17 protein-coding genes are annotated in these 17184 nt (G+C 43.8%); 10 read left to right on the top strand and 7 right to left on the bottom strand.

Annotated features, from left to right (window positions below):
- Window positions 1-235: 235 nt before the first annotated feature.
- The 3 genes from JWG44_RS17885 to JWG44_RS17895 are packed head-to-tail and all read left to right on the top strand — an operon-like array spanning window position 236 to window position 4288.
- Window positions 236-1249: a hypothetical protein gene (locus tag JWG44_RS17885; RefSeq protein ID WP_205276354.1), complete on the top strand. Its 1014-nt coding sequence runs from the start codon at window positions 236-238 to the stop codon at window positions 1247-1249.
- 46 nt (window positions 1250-1295) lie between these two features.
- A complete protein-coding gene (locus JWG44_RS17890; RefSeq protein ID WP_205276355.1) occupies window positions 1296-2303 on the top strand; it encodes a putative solute-binding protein in 1008 nt (335 codons plus the stop codon).
- 14 nt (window positions 2304-2317) lie between these two features.
- Window positions 2318-4288 carry a TRAP transporter large permease subunit gene (locus JWG44_RS17895; RefSeq protein WP_205276356.1) on the top strand — a complete coding sequence of 657 codons (1971 nt, stop codon included), beginning with the start codon at window positions 2318-2320 and terminating at the stop codon, window positions 4286-4288.
- 836 nt (window positions 4289-5124) lie between these two features.
- Here JWG44_RS17895 and rktP read toward each other — a convergent pair.
- Genes rktP through JWG44_RS17910 form a run of 3 tightly spaced genes read right to left on the bottom strand, consistent with a single transcriptional unit; the run spans window position 5125 to window position 7284 of the window.
- Window positions 5125-6219 carry an Arg-Lys translocation region protein phosphatase RktP gene (rktP, locus tag JWG44_RS17900; protein ID WP_205276357.1) on the bottom strand — a complete coding sequence of 365 codons (1095 nt, stop codon included), beginning with the start codon at window positions 6217-6219 and terminating at the stop codon, window positions 5125-5127.
- A gap of 1 nt (window position 6220) precedes the next feature.
- Window positions 6221-7018: a twin-arginine translocase subunit TatC gene (gene tatC, locus JWG44_RS17905; RefSeq protein ID WP_232371713.1), complete on the bottom strand. Its 798-nt coding sequence runs from the start codon at window positions 7016-7018 to the stop codon at window positions 6221-6223.
- 11 nt (window positions 7019-7029) lie between these two features.
- Window positions 7030-7284, bottom strand: coding sequence for a Sec-independent protein translocase subunit TatA/TatB (locus tag JWG44_RS17910; RefSeq protein ID WP_205276358.1), 255 nt, complete (start codon window positions 7282-7284; stop codon window positions 7030-7032).
- A gap of 187 nt (window positions 7285-7471) precedes the next feature.
- Between JWG44_RS17910 and JWG44_RS17915 the strand changes: the two genes are divergently transcribed.
- From JWG44_RS17915 to JWG44_RS17945, 7 genes are all read left to right on the top strand, one after another.
- The gene (locus JWG44_RS17915; RefSeq protein WP_205276359.1) at window positions 7472-7675 is read left to right on the top strand and encodes a hypothetical protein; all 204 of its coding nucleotides are present in this window, start codon (window positions 7472-7474) and stop codon (window positions 7673-7675) included.
- A 159-nt stretch (window positions 7676-7834) separates the two neighbouring features.
- Window positions 7835-8647 carry a hypothetical protein gene (locus JWG44_RS17920; RefSeq protein ID WP_205276360.1) on the top strand — a complete coding sequence of 271 codons (813 nt, stop codon included), beginning with the start codon at window positions 7835-7837 and terminating at the stop codon, window positions 8645-8647.
- A gap of 50 nt (window positions 8648-8697) precedes the next feature.
- Window positions 8698-9012, top strand: a complete 315-nt coding sequence (gene trxA, locus JWG44_RS17925; RefSeq protein WP_100783939.1) for a thioredoxin — start codon at window positions 8698-8700, stop codon at window positions 9010-9012.
- 21 nt (window positions 9013-9033) lie between these two features.
- Entirely contained in the window at window positions 9034-11193 is a 2160-nt protein-coding gene (locus tag JWG44_RS17930; protein WP_205276361.1) for a cAMP/cGMP-dependent 3',5'-cyclic-AMP/GMP phosphodiesterase, read from the top strand.
- 17 nt (window positions 11194-11210) lie between these two features.
- Window positions 11211-12341 carry an acyl-CoA dehydrogenase family protein gene (locus tag JWG44_RS17935; protein ID WP_205276362.1) on the top strand — a complete coding sequence of 377 codons (1131 nt, stop codon included), beginning with the start codon at window positions 11211-11213 and terminating at the stop codon, window positions 12339-12341.
- A 42-nt stretch (window positions 12342-12383) separates the two neighbouring features.
- The gene (locus tag JWG44_RS17940; RefSeq protein WP_205276363.1) at window positions 12384-13541 is read left to right on the top strand and encodes an Lsa36 family surface (lipo)protein; all 1158 of its coding nucleotides are present in this window, start codon (window positions 12384-12386) and stop codon (window positions 13539-13541) included.
- Between the two features lie 278 nt (window positions 13542-13819).
- Window positions 13820-14431 (top strand): hypothetical protein, encoded by a 612-nt coding sequence (locus tag JWG44_RS17945; RefSeq protein WP_205276364.1) that lies wholly within the window; start codon window positions 13820-13822, stop codon window positions 14429-14431.
- Here JWG44_RS17945 and JWG44_RS17950 read toward each other — a convergent pair.
- The 4 genes from JWG44_RS17950 to JWG44_RS17965 all read right to left on the bottom strand — a co-directional run bounded on the left by JWG44_RS17950 (window position 14428) and on the right by JWG44_RS17965 (window position 17163).
- Window positions 14428-14571 (bottom strand): hypothetical protein, encoded by a 144-nt coding sequence (locus tag JWG44_RS17950; protein WP_205276365.1) that lies wholly within the window; start codon window positions 14569-14571, stop codon window positions 14428-14430. The genes JWG44_RS17945 and JWG44_RS17950 overlap by 4 nt on opposite strands.
- A gap of 173 nt (window positions 14572-14744) precedes the next feature.
- A complete protein-coding gene (locus tag JWG44_RS17955) occupies window positions 14745-16052 on the bottom strand; it encodes an MFS transporter (protein WP_205276366.1) in 1308 nt (435 codons plus the stop codon).
- 76 nt (window positions 16053-16128) lie between these two features.
- Window positions 16129-16488, bottom strand: a complete 360-nt coding sequence (locus tag JWG44_RS17960; RefSeq protein WP_408612014.1) for a phasin-related domain-containing protein — start codon at window positions 16486-16488, stop codon at window positions 16129-16131.
- 102 nt (window positions 16489-16590) lie between these two features.
- Window positions 16591-17163, bottom strand: a complete 573-nt coding sequence (locus JWG44_RS17965) for a bifunctional nuclease family protein (protein ID WP_118968341.1) — start codon at window positions 17161-17163, stop codon at window positions 16591-16593.
- Window positions 17164-17184 lie beyond the last annotated feature (21 nt).

Below are 17184 nucleotides of genomic sequence, written 5' to 3' on the forward strand. Positions count from 1 at the left end.
AAGGAATCTAGTAAAACTCGGAAGACTCGTTCCAATCGGGAGGGTTTTATTCTTCCTGATTCCAAAATCGGAATGCGGTCGTATGAAACTTTTATAAGTTGCTTTTCTTTTTTAGTTTTTAGAATTTTGCGGTTCTTCGGATAAAATAAAACGACCATTCTATAAAAAAATCATGGACGGATCCGAAGCCGTGATTAAGTTTCATAAAAATCTCTTAAGCGATAAATGTGCCCGAATGAAAATTCAAAAGTTAAAAGTTGGTTTTTTCTTATTTGTAACGATTGTTACAATAAACGCTCCCTCCTGTTCCTTGGTTTACAATGTCACGGGAAGAACGATTTCTTCTTACGCAGAAGATCATTTGATTCCTTTTATGCTTGAGTCCAAGGATTTGGATTCGGTCTGCAGCGCCGGAGTCAGCTTGGCTCCTCTCATTGCCTCTTTTGAAAGAGTGAGCAAAAGCCCCGATCTTCCGGTCCTCGTTGCGATGCTCGGAGCAGGGATGTGCGCGGAAAAGAACGCGCAAGAAGCCGAGCTTCATTATCTTGCGGCGGTTCGAAAAGGAAAAGGCGACGAAGCCACGGATCATCAAGCCGTCGAGATTCGGAATCACGGTCTCGCTGCAAAACGTTACGGAGAAGCGTACCGAAGATTCAATCTTTATTTTGGAGAATGGAACGGCAAATGTCCTTCTCTATCGAAAGACGATCAGTTCTTCTATTTGATCGGACTTTCCGCGAGCCTACTTGCGATTCTTCACGACCGTGCCGCCCAAGGAGTTGGCGACGTTTCCACGGATATTCCTTCGATCGTGTCTAACGCTTCCAAGTGTCTGGTTCCGGAAGAATGGTGGGGAGTTCCCCTCGCTCTTGAAGCGATCATCTGGCTTTCAATTCCGGGTGCGACTCCGCCGGGAAAGGATCCCTTTCAACAACTCGATCGTGCAGTCGCGTTAGGCGACAAAGCAGGGGTGAGTCTTTCCCGGGCTTTTCAGATCCAGGCTCTGGCCGGGAGAGGAAATCAAGATGCGATCAAAAAAGCCGTAAAAGAACACGCGAAACTTTTGGAGAAAGGTCAATCGCAAAAAGAATATCAACTTTTGGAAGCCTACGCCGAACAACTTTCGAGACACGAATCCGATAAAATCTGGATCAAGGAAAAAGGACACAGAGGCCCATTGCTTCTTGGAAGTTTTCCACAGGGAAAAAGGGACATGAAAGAAGACGACGATCTTCTGAAAGGACTCTGATTTTTTACGCCATTCTAATTTGAATTCAATTGATAGGAGAATATCCATGAAAAGAATCCGTATCTTTTTAATCGCGACCTTAGCTCTTCTGCTAACGTCATCCGTCTTTGCGGCAGATCCGATCAACAAAACGATCTGCGTTTTTGATCCTTCCGGAACTCACGGAGATATTTATAAGTCCGCTCTTCGTTACCAAACACAGGCGCTCAACTGGGGAATCCGATTGGAACCGAAGGCTTATACGGACGAGGTCGTTGCGAATTCCGATTTCAAAGCCGGTAAATGTAACCTTGCCTTTTTAACAAGTCTTCGTGTTCGGGGATATGTTCCTCAGTCGGGTTCTTTAGAAGCGATCGGTGCCCTTCCATCTTACGATCTTTTGAAAAGAACGATCGACGTATTGTCCAATCCGAAAGCGAGACAGCTTAACGTTTCCGGAGAATACGAAACGATGGCGATGTTTCCGGGCGGAGCCGTTTATCTTCTTTTGAGAGATAAGAAACTCCGTTCCATCAAAGATCTCGCCGGTAAAAAAATCGCAACTCTCACTTACGATCAAGCCGCGACGACGATGGTCGACGTGGTTGGTTCCTCTATGGTTCCAGCGGAAATCGCCACCTTCGCCGGAATTTTTAACAACGGAAGAGCGGACGCGTGTTATTCTCCCGCGGTCGGTTTTAAACCGTTGGAACTTATGAAAGGTGTTGTGCCTAACGGAGGAATCGTAAAGTTTCCGATCGGACAACTTACGTTTCAGATCGTAGGAAAAACTTCGGATTTTCCCGCCGATTATGGAAATCAGTCCAGACAATGGGCCGCCACTCAGTTTGAGACTATGTTAGAACTCACAAGAAAAGCGGAGAAGGAAGTTCCCGCAAAATACTGGTTGGAAGTACCGAAGGAAGAAATCAAAGGTTATTTCGAGAAATTCAGAGAGGTCCGTATCAAACTCAGGGATAAGGGCGTGTATCACGCATCGATCCTAAAATTGATGAAAGGTGTTCGTTGTAAGGCCGATGCGAATGCGGAAGAATGTTCCGATTCCTTAGAATAAAAAACAAAGATAACATGGCAAAAAAAATCGTATCTTGGGCAGTACTGCTCTTTCTTTTCGTTCCTCTGGTGCAAAGTTTCGGTCAGTTGGTTCAGGCTCGGATGCTCGAACTGGGAGAGAACATCTGGCCGCGTTATGCGGAAATTCGGATCAGTTGTATCGCTTCCGATATCAATTCCTTAGAAAAAGTCGAAGTGAGCGCGTCCGATTCGGCTCTTTTGGAAGAATTGGATTTGGGATCCAGTGATACCAAAACTTCCCCGAAAAAAGAAAATGTTCCGGCTGCTGTTTTTACTCCGATGGAATTGACCTTTGGGCAAAAACTTTATTGTGGAACTGAAAGAAAACTATCCACGATTACCATTTTTGCAATCGACTATATTCCGATGACGATGGTGGTTCTTTTACTTGTAGCGGGGATCGTTTCCACCACGAGACGTTATCATATCGCTCTGAAAAACCCGGAGAATCGAAAAGAGGAACTCGCTTCCGAGATCAGTCAGATCGCGGCGAATCTCATTCTGGTATTTTCCGCTTCTTATATGCTTCCATTTAGCAAGGGCGTGGAGGCGCAGATTCAGATCCTATGGATCGGAGGTCTACTTTTTCTTACGGCGCTCAACTTGAACAATATTCGAAATTCTGAATTTAAACAACTTTCGGAAGGACAGGCTACGAGTCGGTTCTCCGAAATTCTTCTCGCGATTCCTTTGTATTGTTGGATGGCCTTTATTTGCGGAATCTATTTTACTCTGATCGAACACCATCCGGCAGGGCTCGCTATTTATCTTCAGAAATTGACGGCTCACGCGACTCTTTATATTCAGATCGGTCTTTATGTATGGACCGGGATTCTACTCAGAGATACTTCTTTGGGAAGAAGATTTTTCGATCTTTTGAAACCTTGGAAACTTCCGGCGGAACTCCTGGCGGTGATCGTCGTAATCGCGGCCGCGTTGCCGACCGCTTACAGCGGAGCCTCCGGAATCGTTGTGCTTGCGTTAGGCGCTACGATTTTCGTGGAACTCAGAAGGGCGGGGGCGTCCCAGGAAAGAGCGTTAGCCGCAACAGCGATGAGCGGAAGTTTGGGGGTAGTGCTTCCTCCTTGTCTTCTTGTCGTCATTGTCGCTTCCTTGAACTTGGATGTGACCACCGATGAACTCTTTCATTGGGGTTGGAGAGTTTTTGCTATTTCCACGACTCTTTTTTTAGTAGTAAGTTGGTTTTTGAGAAAAGGCTCTTGGAAGATTCAACCTGAAAACGGCGCTCTTGGGAAAACCTGGACGGTTTTTAAACCGTTTAGTCTTTATATTCTGATCGCGATCGTGATAGTTTTTATCCTTGTCTTCGGTTTGAACACACATTTTGACGAACACACCGCACCCTATATGCTTCCGATCGCGATGCTTGCTCTGATCTACTGGGATCACAAACAAAGTCTGAAGGAACACCATCCGGCATCGGGCGCAAGAGACGTGATCAAAATTTCGAGAACTTCTTATGATACTGGTTCCCATTTGGGAGCGCTTCTGATGTTGATGGGACTTTCGGCTTGTATGGGAGGAGTGTTCGAGAGATCGAACGTGATCAATCTTTTTCCGACCCAGTTGGGTTCTCCGCTTTCCGCGATGATCGTTCTTACCTTTGTTTTAGTGATCATCGGAATGCTGATGGATCCGTATGGAGCCGTGATCTTGGTTTCAGTGACTCTTTATCCGATCGCGAAAGCGAATGGAATTCATCCTCTCAACTTTTGGATGACGGCCCTCGTTTCCTTTGAACTCGGATATTTGACTCCCCCGGTTGCTTTAAATCATCTTTTGACGAAACACGTGGTCAGGGAATATCTGGAAAGGGAGCCCGAGATTCATCACGCGAGCTTTTTTTCAAGATATGAAAGAGTGATCGTTCCGATCATCGTGTTGTTTCTGACTTTGATTGTGACGGCGTTTGGTCCGATTTTGTATCAGAGTTGGAATTCTTAAGGGAGAATTTCTGAAAACGTTTTCAATTTTTTCCTGGAGAGAGAGGAGCCCGGAAATCATTCCGGATTTTGATTCTATCGAAACGGTGAATTGGCAGGTCTGATTTCTTTATTTTTTGAGATCATCCCTGGTCGTTTCGAATCGGGATCTTATTGCGGAAGGATCTTTTTGTAGGAGTTTCTACAAAAAACTGAATGTCAGAATTGTGCTTGCATATATGCATTTTTTCTGATAGAGGAAAGTCTCTCGATTTATTTCCTGCGACGCGATTCGTAAAAAGCGTCGTATTGAGTTCTTCCACCCAATCAGCCTATCCACCCACAAAGTTGTTTGAATCTTAAGAAAAATCTGTCGGAACAACGACAATCCTCCGTGAAACGAAAGCCCCGCCCTGAGTTTTTTGGGTGGAGGGGCGGGTGGCGGAAAAATCCGGGACATTTTCCTATATCACAGAATTATAATTTTGCAAGGAAAATTCTCTTTCATAGCTTTTGTAGGAACTCCTACAAAACGATCGGGTTGATCCTAAATCGTGTGGGTAAGGTTATGACCCAATCAGGGCGGGGTCGCGCGAGTTTCACGGAAAAACCGTCGGACCTACGATAGGAAGATTAAGAAATCGATTCTGCTTAATAAAAATAATTCTTATAATTGCCTAAAGAGAGTTTTGTAGGAGTTCCTACAAAAAACTGAATGTCAGAATTGTGCTTGCATATATGCATTTTTTATGATATAGGAAAGTCTCTCGATTTTTTCCCGCCACCTCACCACCTCCACCCAATCAGGGCGGGGCCCGCGTCGTTTACGGAAAAACCGTCGGAACTACGACAAAAAAGTTACTGCTTTCGGGTTACTGCTAAAATTGCGGAGGTTTCCAGAACATTTTTCCCGTAACGTTTTTCAATGATCCTTCCACAGTCTAAAAGTAAGTCTCTGGAGTTCGGAAATTTTTTTCCAGCAAGAGAGGTCTGAAACTGTTTTGTAAATTCGGAAGAGGGGATTCCGATCGCTGAATAAATTCGATCCGAAGTAAGGATCCAATATTCGCCCAGCTTCAGGGTAATTTTTTTGAGATCCAACTCGACGGCTTTATAATCAAAATAACGCATCTTTGATTTTTCGAGAGGAATCAATTCTTCATTTTTATAAGTAAACGCGGGCATCTCTTGAAAAGAAATATAACCGAGCTCTCCGGTTTTGGTTTCAAGATAAAAGAGAGAAAGATTTAAGAATGGAATCGGCATCTTGGAAAGAATTTTTCCGATCTTAAAAATCCATTCTTCACCTCTTATACCGTTTCCTTCGTTGGCTAAGGAAAAAATCCCTTCCAGCCTCGCTTTAAAAGCGGATTCTAAAACTCCGGGGCTCGGGAAACCCGCGAGAACGCCGATACAACCGTCGGCGGTCGGAATCACGTTCACATAATCGCAGTTAGAGTCTCCGCTCATCCTCGGAAAAAGAGAAATATCCAAGTTCCGAATTTTAGGCAGCTGAATCCGATAGAACGCTCTTTGGATCGAGTCCGCGATTTCTCTCGTCCTTTCGTTCATTGTATCCTGAGCAGGATTAGCCTCCAATTCTTTCTGTTGAAAGAATTTTAGACGAAACGCTCGAACGAGTTCTCCTATTTCGTCGTCTCTTTCCGCCACCGGATTTTCTTCATAGACGTCGCTCCCCCAATCCTGCACCAAAGTAACGAGAGAACGCATCGAAGCGTAGATCAACTTCACCGAATAAAAAACGAGAGAAGCAAGAAGTGTGGAAAATGAAAGAGAGATCGCAAGTCGAATCGACAACGAGATCGCCTTGTTTTGTCCCAGAGGAGATTTAAGAATGATGTCGTCCGTCACAGTATAAACAAGGAAGAATAAAAAACTTAAGACAAAAACGGCGACGGGTAGTTTTAGTTTGGAAGGAATTCTAATAAACAATTTATTCTCTCTCTATCACCTTCATCAGCACGATCGAAACGGCAAACAAAACGGTCAAAGGAACAAACAAGAACAACATGGAAATCAAATCCGGTCCCGGCGAAAGAACCGCAGCCGCCACCGCGAGACCTATGATCGCTTCTCTCCATTTGGAAATGAGAAACGAAGCTCTTATGATTCCTAAACTTCCAAGAAGAATGAGTACAATAGGAAGCTGAAAAGATAAACCGAAAATCAAATGAATGTTAAAAAAAATTTCGTAGTATTCGTCGATCGGAAGTTTCGACTCGATATCGGGAGGACGAAAGTTGACGAGAAAAATTCTCAAAAGATTCTCAAACGCCTCCGTCCAACAAAGCCAAACCCCGAACCAAAAAAGAAGAGTGCTAAAAAAGATCAGAAATTTTCCATACCGATCCGTTTTGGGGTCCAGAGCCGGAGAAACAAAACCCCAGAGAAAAAACAAAACAAAGGGAAGACCCAGAAGAATCGAGATCATAAAAGAACTCTTTAAGTAGATCATAAACGGAGCCATCAGTTTGATCTGATAAAACGTCGCTTGGGGACCGAGAACGTTCTTATACGGCTGAGCCAGAATTCTGTGGATTTCTTCTCCGAAAAAAAGGGAGATTCCCATGATCACCGCAACCACCAGAAGAGATCGAATGAGAACCATCCGGAGTTCTTCCAGATGATCTCCTAAGGTCATAAACTTTTCTCGATCTCGAACGAGAGACTCGTTTGAACGTTCCGGGATAGGAAGGGGAGTTGGTTTGGACTTTTTTTTAGTTCCGGCCATTCCGCGGATGGTCAGGCAGATTTCGATTTTTTGGACTTGGAAGTTTTCGCCTGAACTTCTTCTTTGGGAGTTTGCTCTTCGCTGATTTGCTGAGAAGGCTCATCCGATTCTCCCGTTAAGGATTTACGAAACGAACGGATTCCATCCCCAAGATCTTTTGCGAGAGAAGGAAGTCTCTTTCCTCCGAAGAGTAAAAGCGCTATAAAAAGAATCAGAAGAATTTCAGTCCATCCAAGTGATCCGAAGACTGCCAGTGGTGCAAACATAGTAATACCTCAAAAATTGGCCCTTGAAAGCCATACATCCGAAAGCCGGATTTTTAGACTTTGGAAAGTCCGATAATTGGACTTTTTAGGTCGGACCCTTATCTGTCAAATAGTTAGTAATTCGTCCAAGCGGGCTCAAAAAATCCATTTCTTCCTTTTCAAAAGCCAACGGAAAAGGTTTTCTTTTTTGGGAATTCCTGATAAAGCTGACTTTATGGAATTATCTTCGATCGGTCCGTCCTCAAGCGCTTCTCTCTCCGAGCTTCCTTCGATTCAAAATTCGTCTTCTTCTCAGAATGTGATCAGCCAAGGAGCGCCCGAAAAACAGGAAGGAATCGTGGTTTCCGATCCGATTGCTTCTACGGGAAGTTTTGTAAACGTCGAGGTTTGAATCGTCTTCGTTTTTTGAGAAAAGAATCCGAATTTGTTTCCGAAAGAAACCGTGCAAAATTCTTTGAAAATGGGCCGTTTCCTGGCGGTTGTATTCTTTGAACTTTGGAAGTTACCGATACTTTAAATATACCAGGTTTGGAAAAAGACTGATTTTAGTATGGCATTAACCAAAGAGCAAAAACAGGAATTCGCGGAAAAGCTGACGGACTTCAAAGTCTACTTAGACGATCTAAAAAAAGAAAGTAATCTTTTCAAGTCTCAGTTGAGAAAAGATCCAAGGCTCGAACCTTACTATCAAGTCGCTCTTTCGATCAATGCGATCAAAACGATCAACACCTGTCTTTTGGTCAACGACTTGAGTGTGGCGATCTTAGACATCAAAAGTGATACCTATTTAAACACGGGCCGAAAGGAAGTCTACAACGCGATCTCTTATATGGAGAAGATCGTGGGAGTGGACTACGAATCCGGGCTCGCCGAAAACAAAGACCTTCTTGCCAAAATCCCGGAATTTACTCCGGTCCAAAGGCTGAATTTTATAAAAGCGATTCGTCAAGTAACAAACAAAACGATCGAAGCGTTTGGGACAAACAGCAAATGGAAATGGAGTTTTCCCGAAATTCATTTCAAAATCGGAGTCCTTTGTAAAAATCTTTTTGACTTTCGTGCCTTCGAAAAGGAACGAGATTTGGAAAATCCGAACTATTACATCCGCCAGGAACACTATAATTTGGTCTTAGAACTTTGTAACTACGCCGCTCAGGAATACAGGGCTAAGTTTGATCTTTCCACCCAGGACGTCGGGGATCTCAAAAAATCCATCGGTATGCTCGAAGTAAACCGAAAGATTCTCCAGACAACCGGGGACGCGACCGAGGATCTCGAAAAAACAAAAACATTGATCGAATCCTTAAAAGAGAAAGTCGAATCATTAGAAGCGGATAAAGAGAAAAAGAAAAAGAAAAAATAGACCGAACGAGTCTGATATATATTATAGGAAAAAAGGAGACTGAATCAAAGATGGCATTGGCAGAAGTCAACGATTCAAATTTTAAGACGGAAACATCCGGGGGACTCGTCCTCGTGGATTGTTGGGCAGAATGGTGTGGCCCTTGTAGAATGGTTGGACCCGTATTGGAAGAACTCTCAGGAGAAATGTCCGGTGTGGTGAAGATCAAAAAACTCAACGTGGACGATAATCAAGATACGGCTCAGAGCTTAGGAATTTCTTCTATCCCGACGTTGCTCCTTTACAAAGACGGACAATTGGTGGACAAAGTGATCGGAGCTCTTCCAAAAGCGCAAATTAAGAATTTTATCGAAAGACATAAATAATTCTTTTTCCTCTCACAACTTATGCTGAAAGAAACATACAAAGGTTATACGGAATTGCCTAGAGGAGGGTATCTTATCGATACCACCGAGGGATACCTTCAAATCGGCTCTCCGCCGGAAACGATCAAAGATACGATGGGGTTTGAAAAAAAATCCCCATTGGTCTTTATTCTTCCGAACAAATTCTTTCACGTAGAAAAGGGAATCAGTACCGCCGAACTCGAATTCCCGATTTATTATAATTTCTTTCTCAGACAAAAAAAAACCTTCATCGTTTGTACGGAAGAACAGAGAAAACAGCTCATCACCGTACTCAAAGAATCCTTGATGGGGCCTGAGAATATCAACTTAAAGAGTGAATTCTTAAACGGAGAAGAATCTTTCGGCTTTCCCGATATGAAAGCCGAGATGGCTTACTTTCGAGGATACAAAGGACTCGACGATGTAGTCGACTTCAAAGTGTTCGATTCGGAAAACTCGGTTCACTTCGGAGACGTAGCGATCGTAAAATTAGAATCCGGAGACTTTCTCATCGAAGACGGAGATCGAAAGATCGAAGTTCCGGGAGAAGTCGGATTCAATATCAAATATGACATCGGAGAAAGACCGACCGAACCCTTTCAAGCCCCGATCATAGGAATCACTTGTCTCGGACCTTCTCACGGATTCGATCCCGAGGACAATACATCGGGGTTTATCATTTGGCTCAATCACCAAGGAATTATGGTGGATCCTCCGGTGAATTCTACGGAGTGGTTACGCCAGTCGAACGTAAATCCGAAACTCATCAACCACGTCATCCTGACTCATTGCCACGCCGATCATGACGCGGGCACCTTTCAAAAAATCTTAGAAGAAAATAAAATCACGATTCACGCGACCGAAACCGTGATGGACAGTTTTTTACGAAAGTATTCCGCGCTTACGAAAATTCCGAAAAAGGAATTGCAGGAACTCTTTCACTTCCAACCGATCATCATCGGAAAAGCTACGATGATCAACGGCGGAGAATTCAGTTTTCATTATGCGCTTCATTCGATTCCTTCGGTCGGTTTCGAATTTTTCTTTCAAGACCAATCCTTTATGTACACTTCCGATCATTTAAACGAACCGGAAATTCACGATAAGATGTATGCTCAGGGAATTCTTCCAGAATCCAGATGGAAGTTTTTTAAGGAATTTCCCTGGGATCGAAGGATCATCTATCACGAAGCGGGGATTCCCCCGTTGCACACACGAGTGAGTTATCTTGCTTCTCTTCCGGAAGAGATTCAGGAAAAGATCACGGTCTATCATATCGCAAGAAAGGATATGCCGAGCGGCACCAAACTCAAACTCGCCCGTTTTGGAATCGAAAATACCCTGTATCCGGAAATCACACCTCCGAAACATATCGAAGCCTACAACCTTTTGGACGTGATGACTCAGATCGATATCTTTCACGGATTCCCGATCGAAAAGGCGAAAGAATTCTTACTCATCGTCAATGAAGAAAGATACAAACGCGGAGATCATATCATCCGCAAAGGAACCCCCGGTGATAAGTTTTATATCATCGCCTCCGGAAACGTAAAATTTGAAGGACTCAACCAAGACGGCTCGGAAGGAGTTCCCGTCAAAAGATACGGAACCTACGAATACTTTGGAGAGGCTTCCCTCGTGTTGGATCTTCCGAGAGCCGCGGATGTGTACGCGGAAACCGACGTCCTCGCCCTGACGATCGAAAAAAATAAGTTTTTACAGTTTATCCGAAATTCGGACTTAAAGAACAACCTAACACGTCTGAACGAAATTCGGGATTCTAATTCCTGGAAGGCGCTTGCAGAATCCAGACACTTTCGAGGACTGACCAGTCACCAGATAACGCAGTTGGAACTGATCATGACCTTGCATAAAGTGAACGCAGGTTCAATACTTGTGAAAGAAAAAGAATTTTACGGTGATGCCTATATCATTCGAAATGGAAAAGTAAACGTCTATCAGAACGCCAATTTATTGGCCGAACTTACCGACGGGGACTTCGTTGGAGAAATTTATAATATCTCCAAAAATTTTGTTTCGAATTATACATTTCGAGCTGAAGTAGATACCGAACTTTACTCCATTCAGCAGAATGACCTGATCGATTACGTAAAGAAGAATCCCGGCGTTTACATGAGAATGAACACAGTCTATTCGTAGACGTTAGGGAGATTAGAATGGAAAGAGTCCTACAATTTACGGAAGAACACGAAGCCTTCCGTGAAATGGTGAAAAAGTTTTTTGAAACTGAAGTCGCTCCGCATCACGAATCCTGGGAAAAAGCAGGAATCGTTCCAAAAGAAGTTTGGAAAAAAGCCGGTGCGAGCGGTCTGCTTTGTCCGAACATCCCCGTTGAATACGGTGGATCCGACGCCGATTTTCTATACAATGTAATCATAATAGAGGAATCCGCAAAAGTTGGGAATAGCGGTTTTTTTATTTCCTTACACAACGACGTAATCGCTCCTTATATTTCGACTTACGCAAACGACGAACAAAAAGCGCGTTGGCTGCCCGGTTGTGCGTCGGGGGACAGCATTCTTGCCATCGCTATGACCGAACCCGGAGCGGGTTCCGACCTCAAAAGTATCCGAACCACAGCTATAGAAAAGAGCGATCATTTCGTAGTAAACGGTCAAAAAACATTTATTTCCAACGGACAGTTGGCAAATTTAGTGATCACGGCTGTTAAACATGATAGTGGCGCGATGTCCCTTCTGATGGTGGAAGAGGGAATGAACGGCTTTGAAAGAGGAAGAAGACTCGAAAAAATTGGTTTAAAGGCCCAGGATACTTCCGAACTCTATTACAATGATGTAATCGTTCCGAAGGAAAATCTGATCGGCAAACAAGGACAAGGTTTTCGATATTTGATGCAGAAGTTGGCTACGGAGCGTTTAGTCCTTGGACTCGCCGCCGTGGAAGCTACAGCCCTCGTTCAGAAAATGACCCTTCAATACATCAAAGAAAGACAAGCGTTCGGTAAAAAGATCGGCTCCTTTCAGCACATTAAGTTTAAGATGGCTGAGATGGCGACGGAACTGGAGATGTGCCGGGCTTTTGCCGATAAGGTTACTTTGGAAACCATGGCCGGAAAATCGGATACCGCACAAGCCTCGATGGTAAAATGGTATTCGACCGAGATGCAAAAACGTCACACGGATGAATGTTTGCAGTTTTTCGGCGGTTATGGATATATGATGGAGTATCCGATCGCCAGAGCGTATCTGGACGCAAGGATCCAGACAATTTACGCGGGAACAACGGAAATCATGAAGGAGATTATAGGAAGAAGCCTAGGTCTCTGAAATTAATTTCCAAAAGTTCCCGTCGAATAAAACGGGATAAAAATGAATACCTGCCGCAAATCAGTTTTAGGAAGAATACTTCCAATTTTAATTCTATCCATTGCCGGACTGGTTCCGGCGGGTTCTCTTTTCTCACAAGTGACTTGTACGGGACAGGCTTGCAGCGTAATTCCTGTAAGTATCACATCTCAGTTCAACGGCTTGGAAAACGAGGTTCGGACAAAATACCTCAATGAAGTCGTCAAGTCGATGGCCGATTCGGCACTTTTAACCAATATCAACTCTTCGATGATGGGGCCGGGAACCATCAATCGATTCCAAGTGGGCGCGGGAATTTCCGCCGCAGGAATTAAGAACGAGGACATTCAGATTCAATACGCGGGAATCAACCTTCCGAATCTTCCGAACGGAGGGGCTTCGATCAGTCCTTCCTTTATGGCGGGAGTCAATTTAGGATGGTTGACGATGAACGGACCTTCCGATCAGGAAGAAGAAAAGAGAAGTTTTCTGCATAGAATCAATATCTATGTTCACGGATTTCAGGGGAGTTTGGGACAGGGCGATCTGCGAACTGCGAATGCTTCCGCTGCGGAGGATTTTAAACTTGCGGGGAACTTTAATTCCTTTGGAGCAACGGTTCGGTTTCAACTTTTAAAAGAACGTTATACTCGTTTAGACTTTTTCGGTTTTACGGGACTCAGCTTAGGACTCGGATTTCACAACAAAACCGAGGAACTTTCGATGGGCTATTCTCCAACCTCCATTCCTAAGGTTTCTTTTGGCCCCGCTAGCGGACGTTGGGACGCCGACTTTAGTATGGATTACAGAGCGAAATCGCAGTCTCTTCCGATCGACATTCGGACCGGAGTTCGACTTTTTTATTTTCTCACCATCTTTGGAGGAGCGGGAATCAGCCAGAATACGGGAAGTTCGAATTTGAACCTCCTTGTTTCCGGACCTTTGACCCTGACCTTGGAAGCGGCGGCTGCCGGTTTACCCCTTGAATTCTTAAAAGGATATTCCGCATCCTCCACGGGGACACTTTCCATTCGAACCTCTGGAGAGGCAAAAGCTAAGGATTCGGTGAACTATTTGATCGGCGGTGTGGAACTCAATCTTGCAGTTTTCAAACTTCTTGTGGAAGGAGTCGTTTCCGAGAAATTTTATTCCGCAAATGTGGGTGTGAAATTCGCTCTTTAATTTCTACGGCACGTTTTTTGCATTCTTTTCTATAGAACCTATCGAAGGGAAAGAAGAGAATTTTTCCTTTTTTTTGAAAAGAATCCGGATTCTTCATAAAAAAGGATTTTTTTGCGGTTCTCAAACACTTTCGAGGAGGTTCTACTCCGAATCTGGGGAAAATTTTAGTTTTAGTTCTGCATTCCGAAATCGAAACCGAAATTTTTTCCGCCTCTTGAATATACGATTTAAGAGAAGATTGCTTTAGAAATAAACAGAATGCGCCTGAGGAAACCGTTATGATTCAAACAACTACAGAGTCTTCCATTCATATCTCTTGTATTCCGAGAGACGGATCCTATGCCCTCAAGGTAAACATTTCCAATAACGAGATCGGAATTATCTATCGTGTTACCGCCGCTCTTTTTGTAAGGGGTTGGACCATCGAAGAAGCTGTGGCCGAAACTTCCCAGGACGGTTATATCAGCGATATCTTTATCATCAAGAATGTGGAAAATCTTCCGATGACGGACGAGATGCTCCAGATCATCCATTCCGATTTGAAGGAGATGTTTTTTCAGGGAGTTTCGGTTCTTAACTATCTCGAAAAATTTCCGGAGAAAGCCGAATATCTGAAGAACAAGGAAAGATCACAGATCGAACTTTTCTTATTCAATTCTCACGGGAGCGATTGTACCGTGATGGATTTGAGAATGAAGGATCGTCCCGGGATCATTTTCGAAGTGTCTCAGCTTCTCTTTTTGTATGGAATCGATATTCTTTCTTTCAAAGCCGTGACCGATTCCGGTTCGGTTCGAGACACGTTTCTCCTAAGACTCGAGAACGGAAGTAAGTTGGATGAGACGCTTCACTTTGAACGATTGAGCGCCGCTTTAAAAACGATTCTTTAAGATTCTTTTTGAAGAATCGGTTTTCTTTGCAAACATCGCCTGCATCTGCATACGTGCAAATGTTCAGTCATCGTATCGATCGGTTTTGAATGGCTTGCCTGGACGTTCGCCGATTTCTTTTCGGAAAAATGTCTGGACATTTGATTCTTACTTAAATTTGAAAACTCGACAATTTCGCCCCATAACGACTCAAATTCCATAAATCGGTAAAATGAAATCGATTTTGATTCTTCAAAAAAGAATTAGATAATTTGCGGATTCAAAATCCATTCGGTGTTGTTCGAAAGAAAACGAAGGATTCTATGAAAAAATTTTACTCGCTTGTGTGTGAATGCGCGTGGACGGGTTGTTTTAATTTCCAGATCAGAAGCAGAAATCCAAAACAGATGATTCCCGATGTTAAAAAAGAAATCGCCGGGCCTTTGCTAAAATAAATCAGACAAAACGCGAAAGGAGCGAGTCCTCTCCCCAAGGACGCGAGACTTCGAAACATTCCTAGATTCGTTCCTTGTTCTTCTTTTCCAGAAACCAAAGAGACTAACGTGGAAAAGGAAGGGTGTAAAAGAGCGCTTCCCGAGGCTAAAAAAGTCAGAGCAATAAAAAGCTGATAAGAATTGGATACAAAGTAGAGAAGGGCAAATCCTAACAAAAGTGAGATGGAACCCGCTCTCACAAGACGGGTTTCCTTTACCTTTCCGGAAAGTCTTCTAAAAACCCCGCCCTGTATCAAAACTATGATCAAACCGATATAAACAAAAGTAAAACCGATCTCGCTCGGAGAATAATTCAAAAATTGACTCAGATAAAAATTGATGGAGAATTCAAATCCTGAAAAAGCGAAAACGAAGATAAAGTAGAGAAGCGAATACAAAACCACTTCTCTATTTTTGGATGTGAACACTCCCAAAATCGGATGTGTTTTTTTATGAGAAACCGCATTTGGATCCGCTTGCAGGGTTTCCCGGAACCAGAAAAGAATCATCATAAGATTGAGAAAGGCGACAAAGGTTGCTGCGAGCGCGGAAGCGGGGAAAGCGGTGAGGGTGATTTCGGGAAATTGGAGTTCTAAAAAGCTCAAGTCCACTTTTGCAAAAAGTCCTCCGATGGGAGGTCCGGCGATAAAACCCAAACCCACTCCGGCTCCGATAAGGCCCATTCCTTTGGCACGATCTTTTTCGCTCGTGATGTCCGCCATTGCAGCGGAAGCCACGGAAATATTTCCGCCCATCATACCGGTGATCACTCTGGAAAAAACAAAAAGGGAAAAACTTCCGGAAAAAAGCCAAACCGCGTATCCAAAAAAACTACCAAGACTTGTAAAAACAAGAATCGGCTTTCTACCGACTCGATCCGAAATTCTTCCCCAGATCGGCGCAAATGCAAATTGTAAAAGAGAGTAAAGGCTCGCAACGATTCCACCGAAGAGCGCAACGAATAAGGACCAGTCTCCTCCCGAAGCTTCCATAAGAATTCTGGTAAGGTCGGTGAATTTATCGAGGACCGGGTCGCCCGATTTTGCGAGGAAGATTTTGAGAGTTTCCGGAAAGATGGGAAAGATCACCGAAAATCCCATCATGTCGATAAAGACTGTAAAAAAGAGTACGAAGGATAGTTTATTCATGCTTAGGAAGAATGGCCTGATAACAATAGTCTTTCAAGCCATCCGCCTTGTCTCAACATTTTCAAAAAAAGGGAAGTTATTGTTTTCTACTCAAGAGCTGTTTGAGTTCGTCCAGAGTGGTTCTCGCCGCGGCCTTGAATTGTTCGGGAATGGAAGATTCGATTTCTGCGGAAAGACGGATGAAATTCTCCTGAAGTTTTGCAAGGGCTTCTTGTCTTCCTTCTCCGCCTTTCGAAAGAATATCGGCGGCGTCCTGAACGGTTTTGTTGAGAAGTTCACGAACCTGATTCGCTTTGAAACTTTGGTTCGCTTCCCCTTTTTCCCTGAGTTCTTGGTAGATTTTATCCAACTCGGCTAAGGATTGTTTGATTCTTCCTTCCCCGTTTTGAAACAACGCGATTCCCGCGTTGAGTATGTCCATCAGTAATTTTTCCAATCTAATTCTCCTCTCCATCGGAATTCAAAAAACGAATTCGATCGATTTTTCTTTCGAAGTCTGCACCGATTGTATTGATCTATTTCTATTCTTTCGAGTAAATTATGAATTTTCGATCAGCTTTTTGATCTGGTCTCGGATTCTCGCCGCGCTTTCGTAATCCTCGGTTTTGAGTGCGTTGTTTAAGGATTCTTGAAGAATTTCGAGCTGAGTTTTCGGGAGCTGGGAAATCTTTTCTCTGGCGATGGATTCTCCGGGAATTTCTTCGTCTTTCATTTCGATTCCCGCTTCTTCGATTACTTTTTTTGCGAGATAGATCGGAGCGTTTGCGCGGAGGGCGAGGGCGATGGAGTCGCTCGGTCTTGCGTCTAAGATGATCACGTCCTCGTCTTTTCGGAGCGTGATCTTTGCGTAAAACGTATTGTCTATGATTTCTTCGATCGAAATTTTAACGATGCTTACGTTCAGAGTCGTGAGGAGAACTGTCATCAGATCGTGAGTCATGGGTCTCGGAGGTTTGGTCCCGTCCAAAACGGAAGTGATCGAATGTGTTTCCAAGGGACCGATAAAAATAGGAACCACTCTGGAATCGGAATCGTCCTTCGTTTTTAAAAAAACCGCGAACCCAACGTTGGTCAGGGAAATGTCTGAAATTTTTGCTTCTACGAGATCCATTCCCTTTGGAGGCTATCTTTG

Source organism: Leptospira ainazelensis (assembly GCF_016918785.1).
Lineage (GTDB): Bacteria > Spirochaetota > Leptospiria > Leptospirales > Leptospiraceae > Leptospira > Leptospira ainazelensis.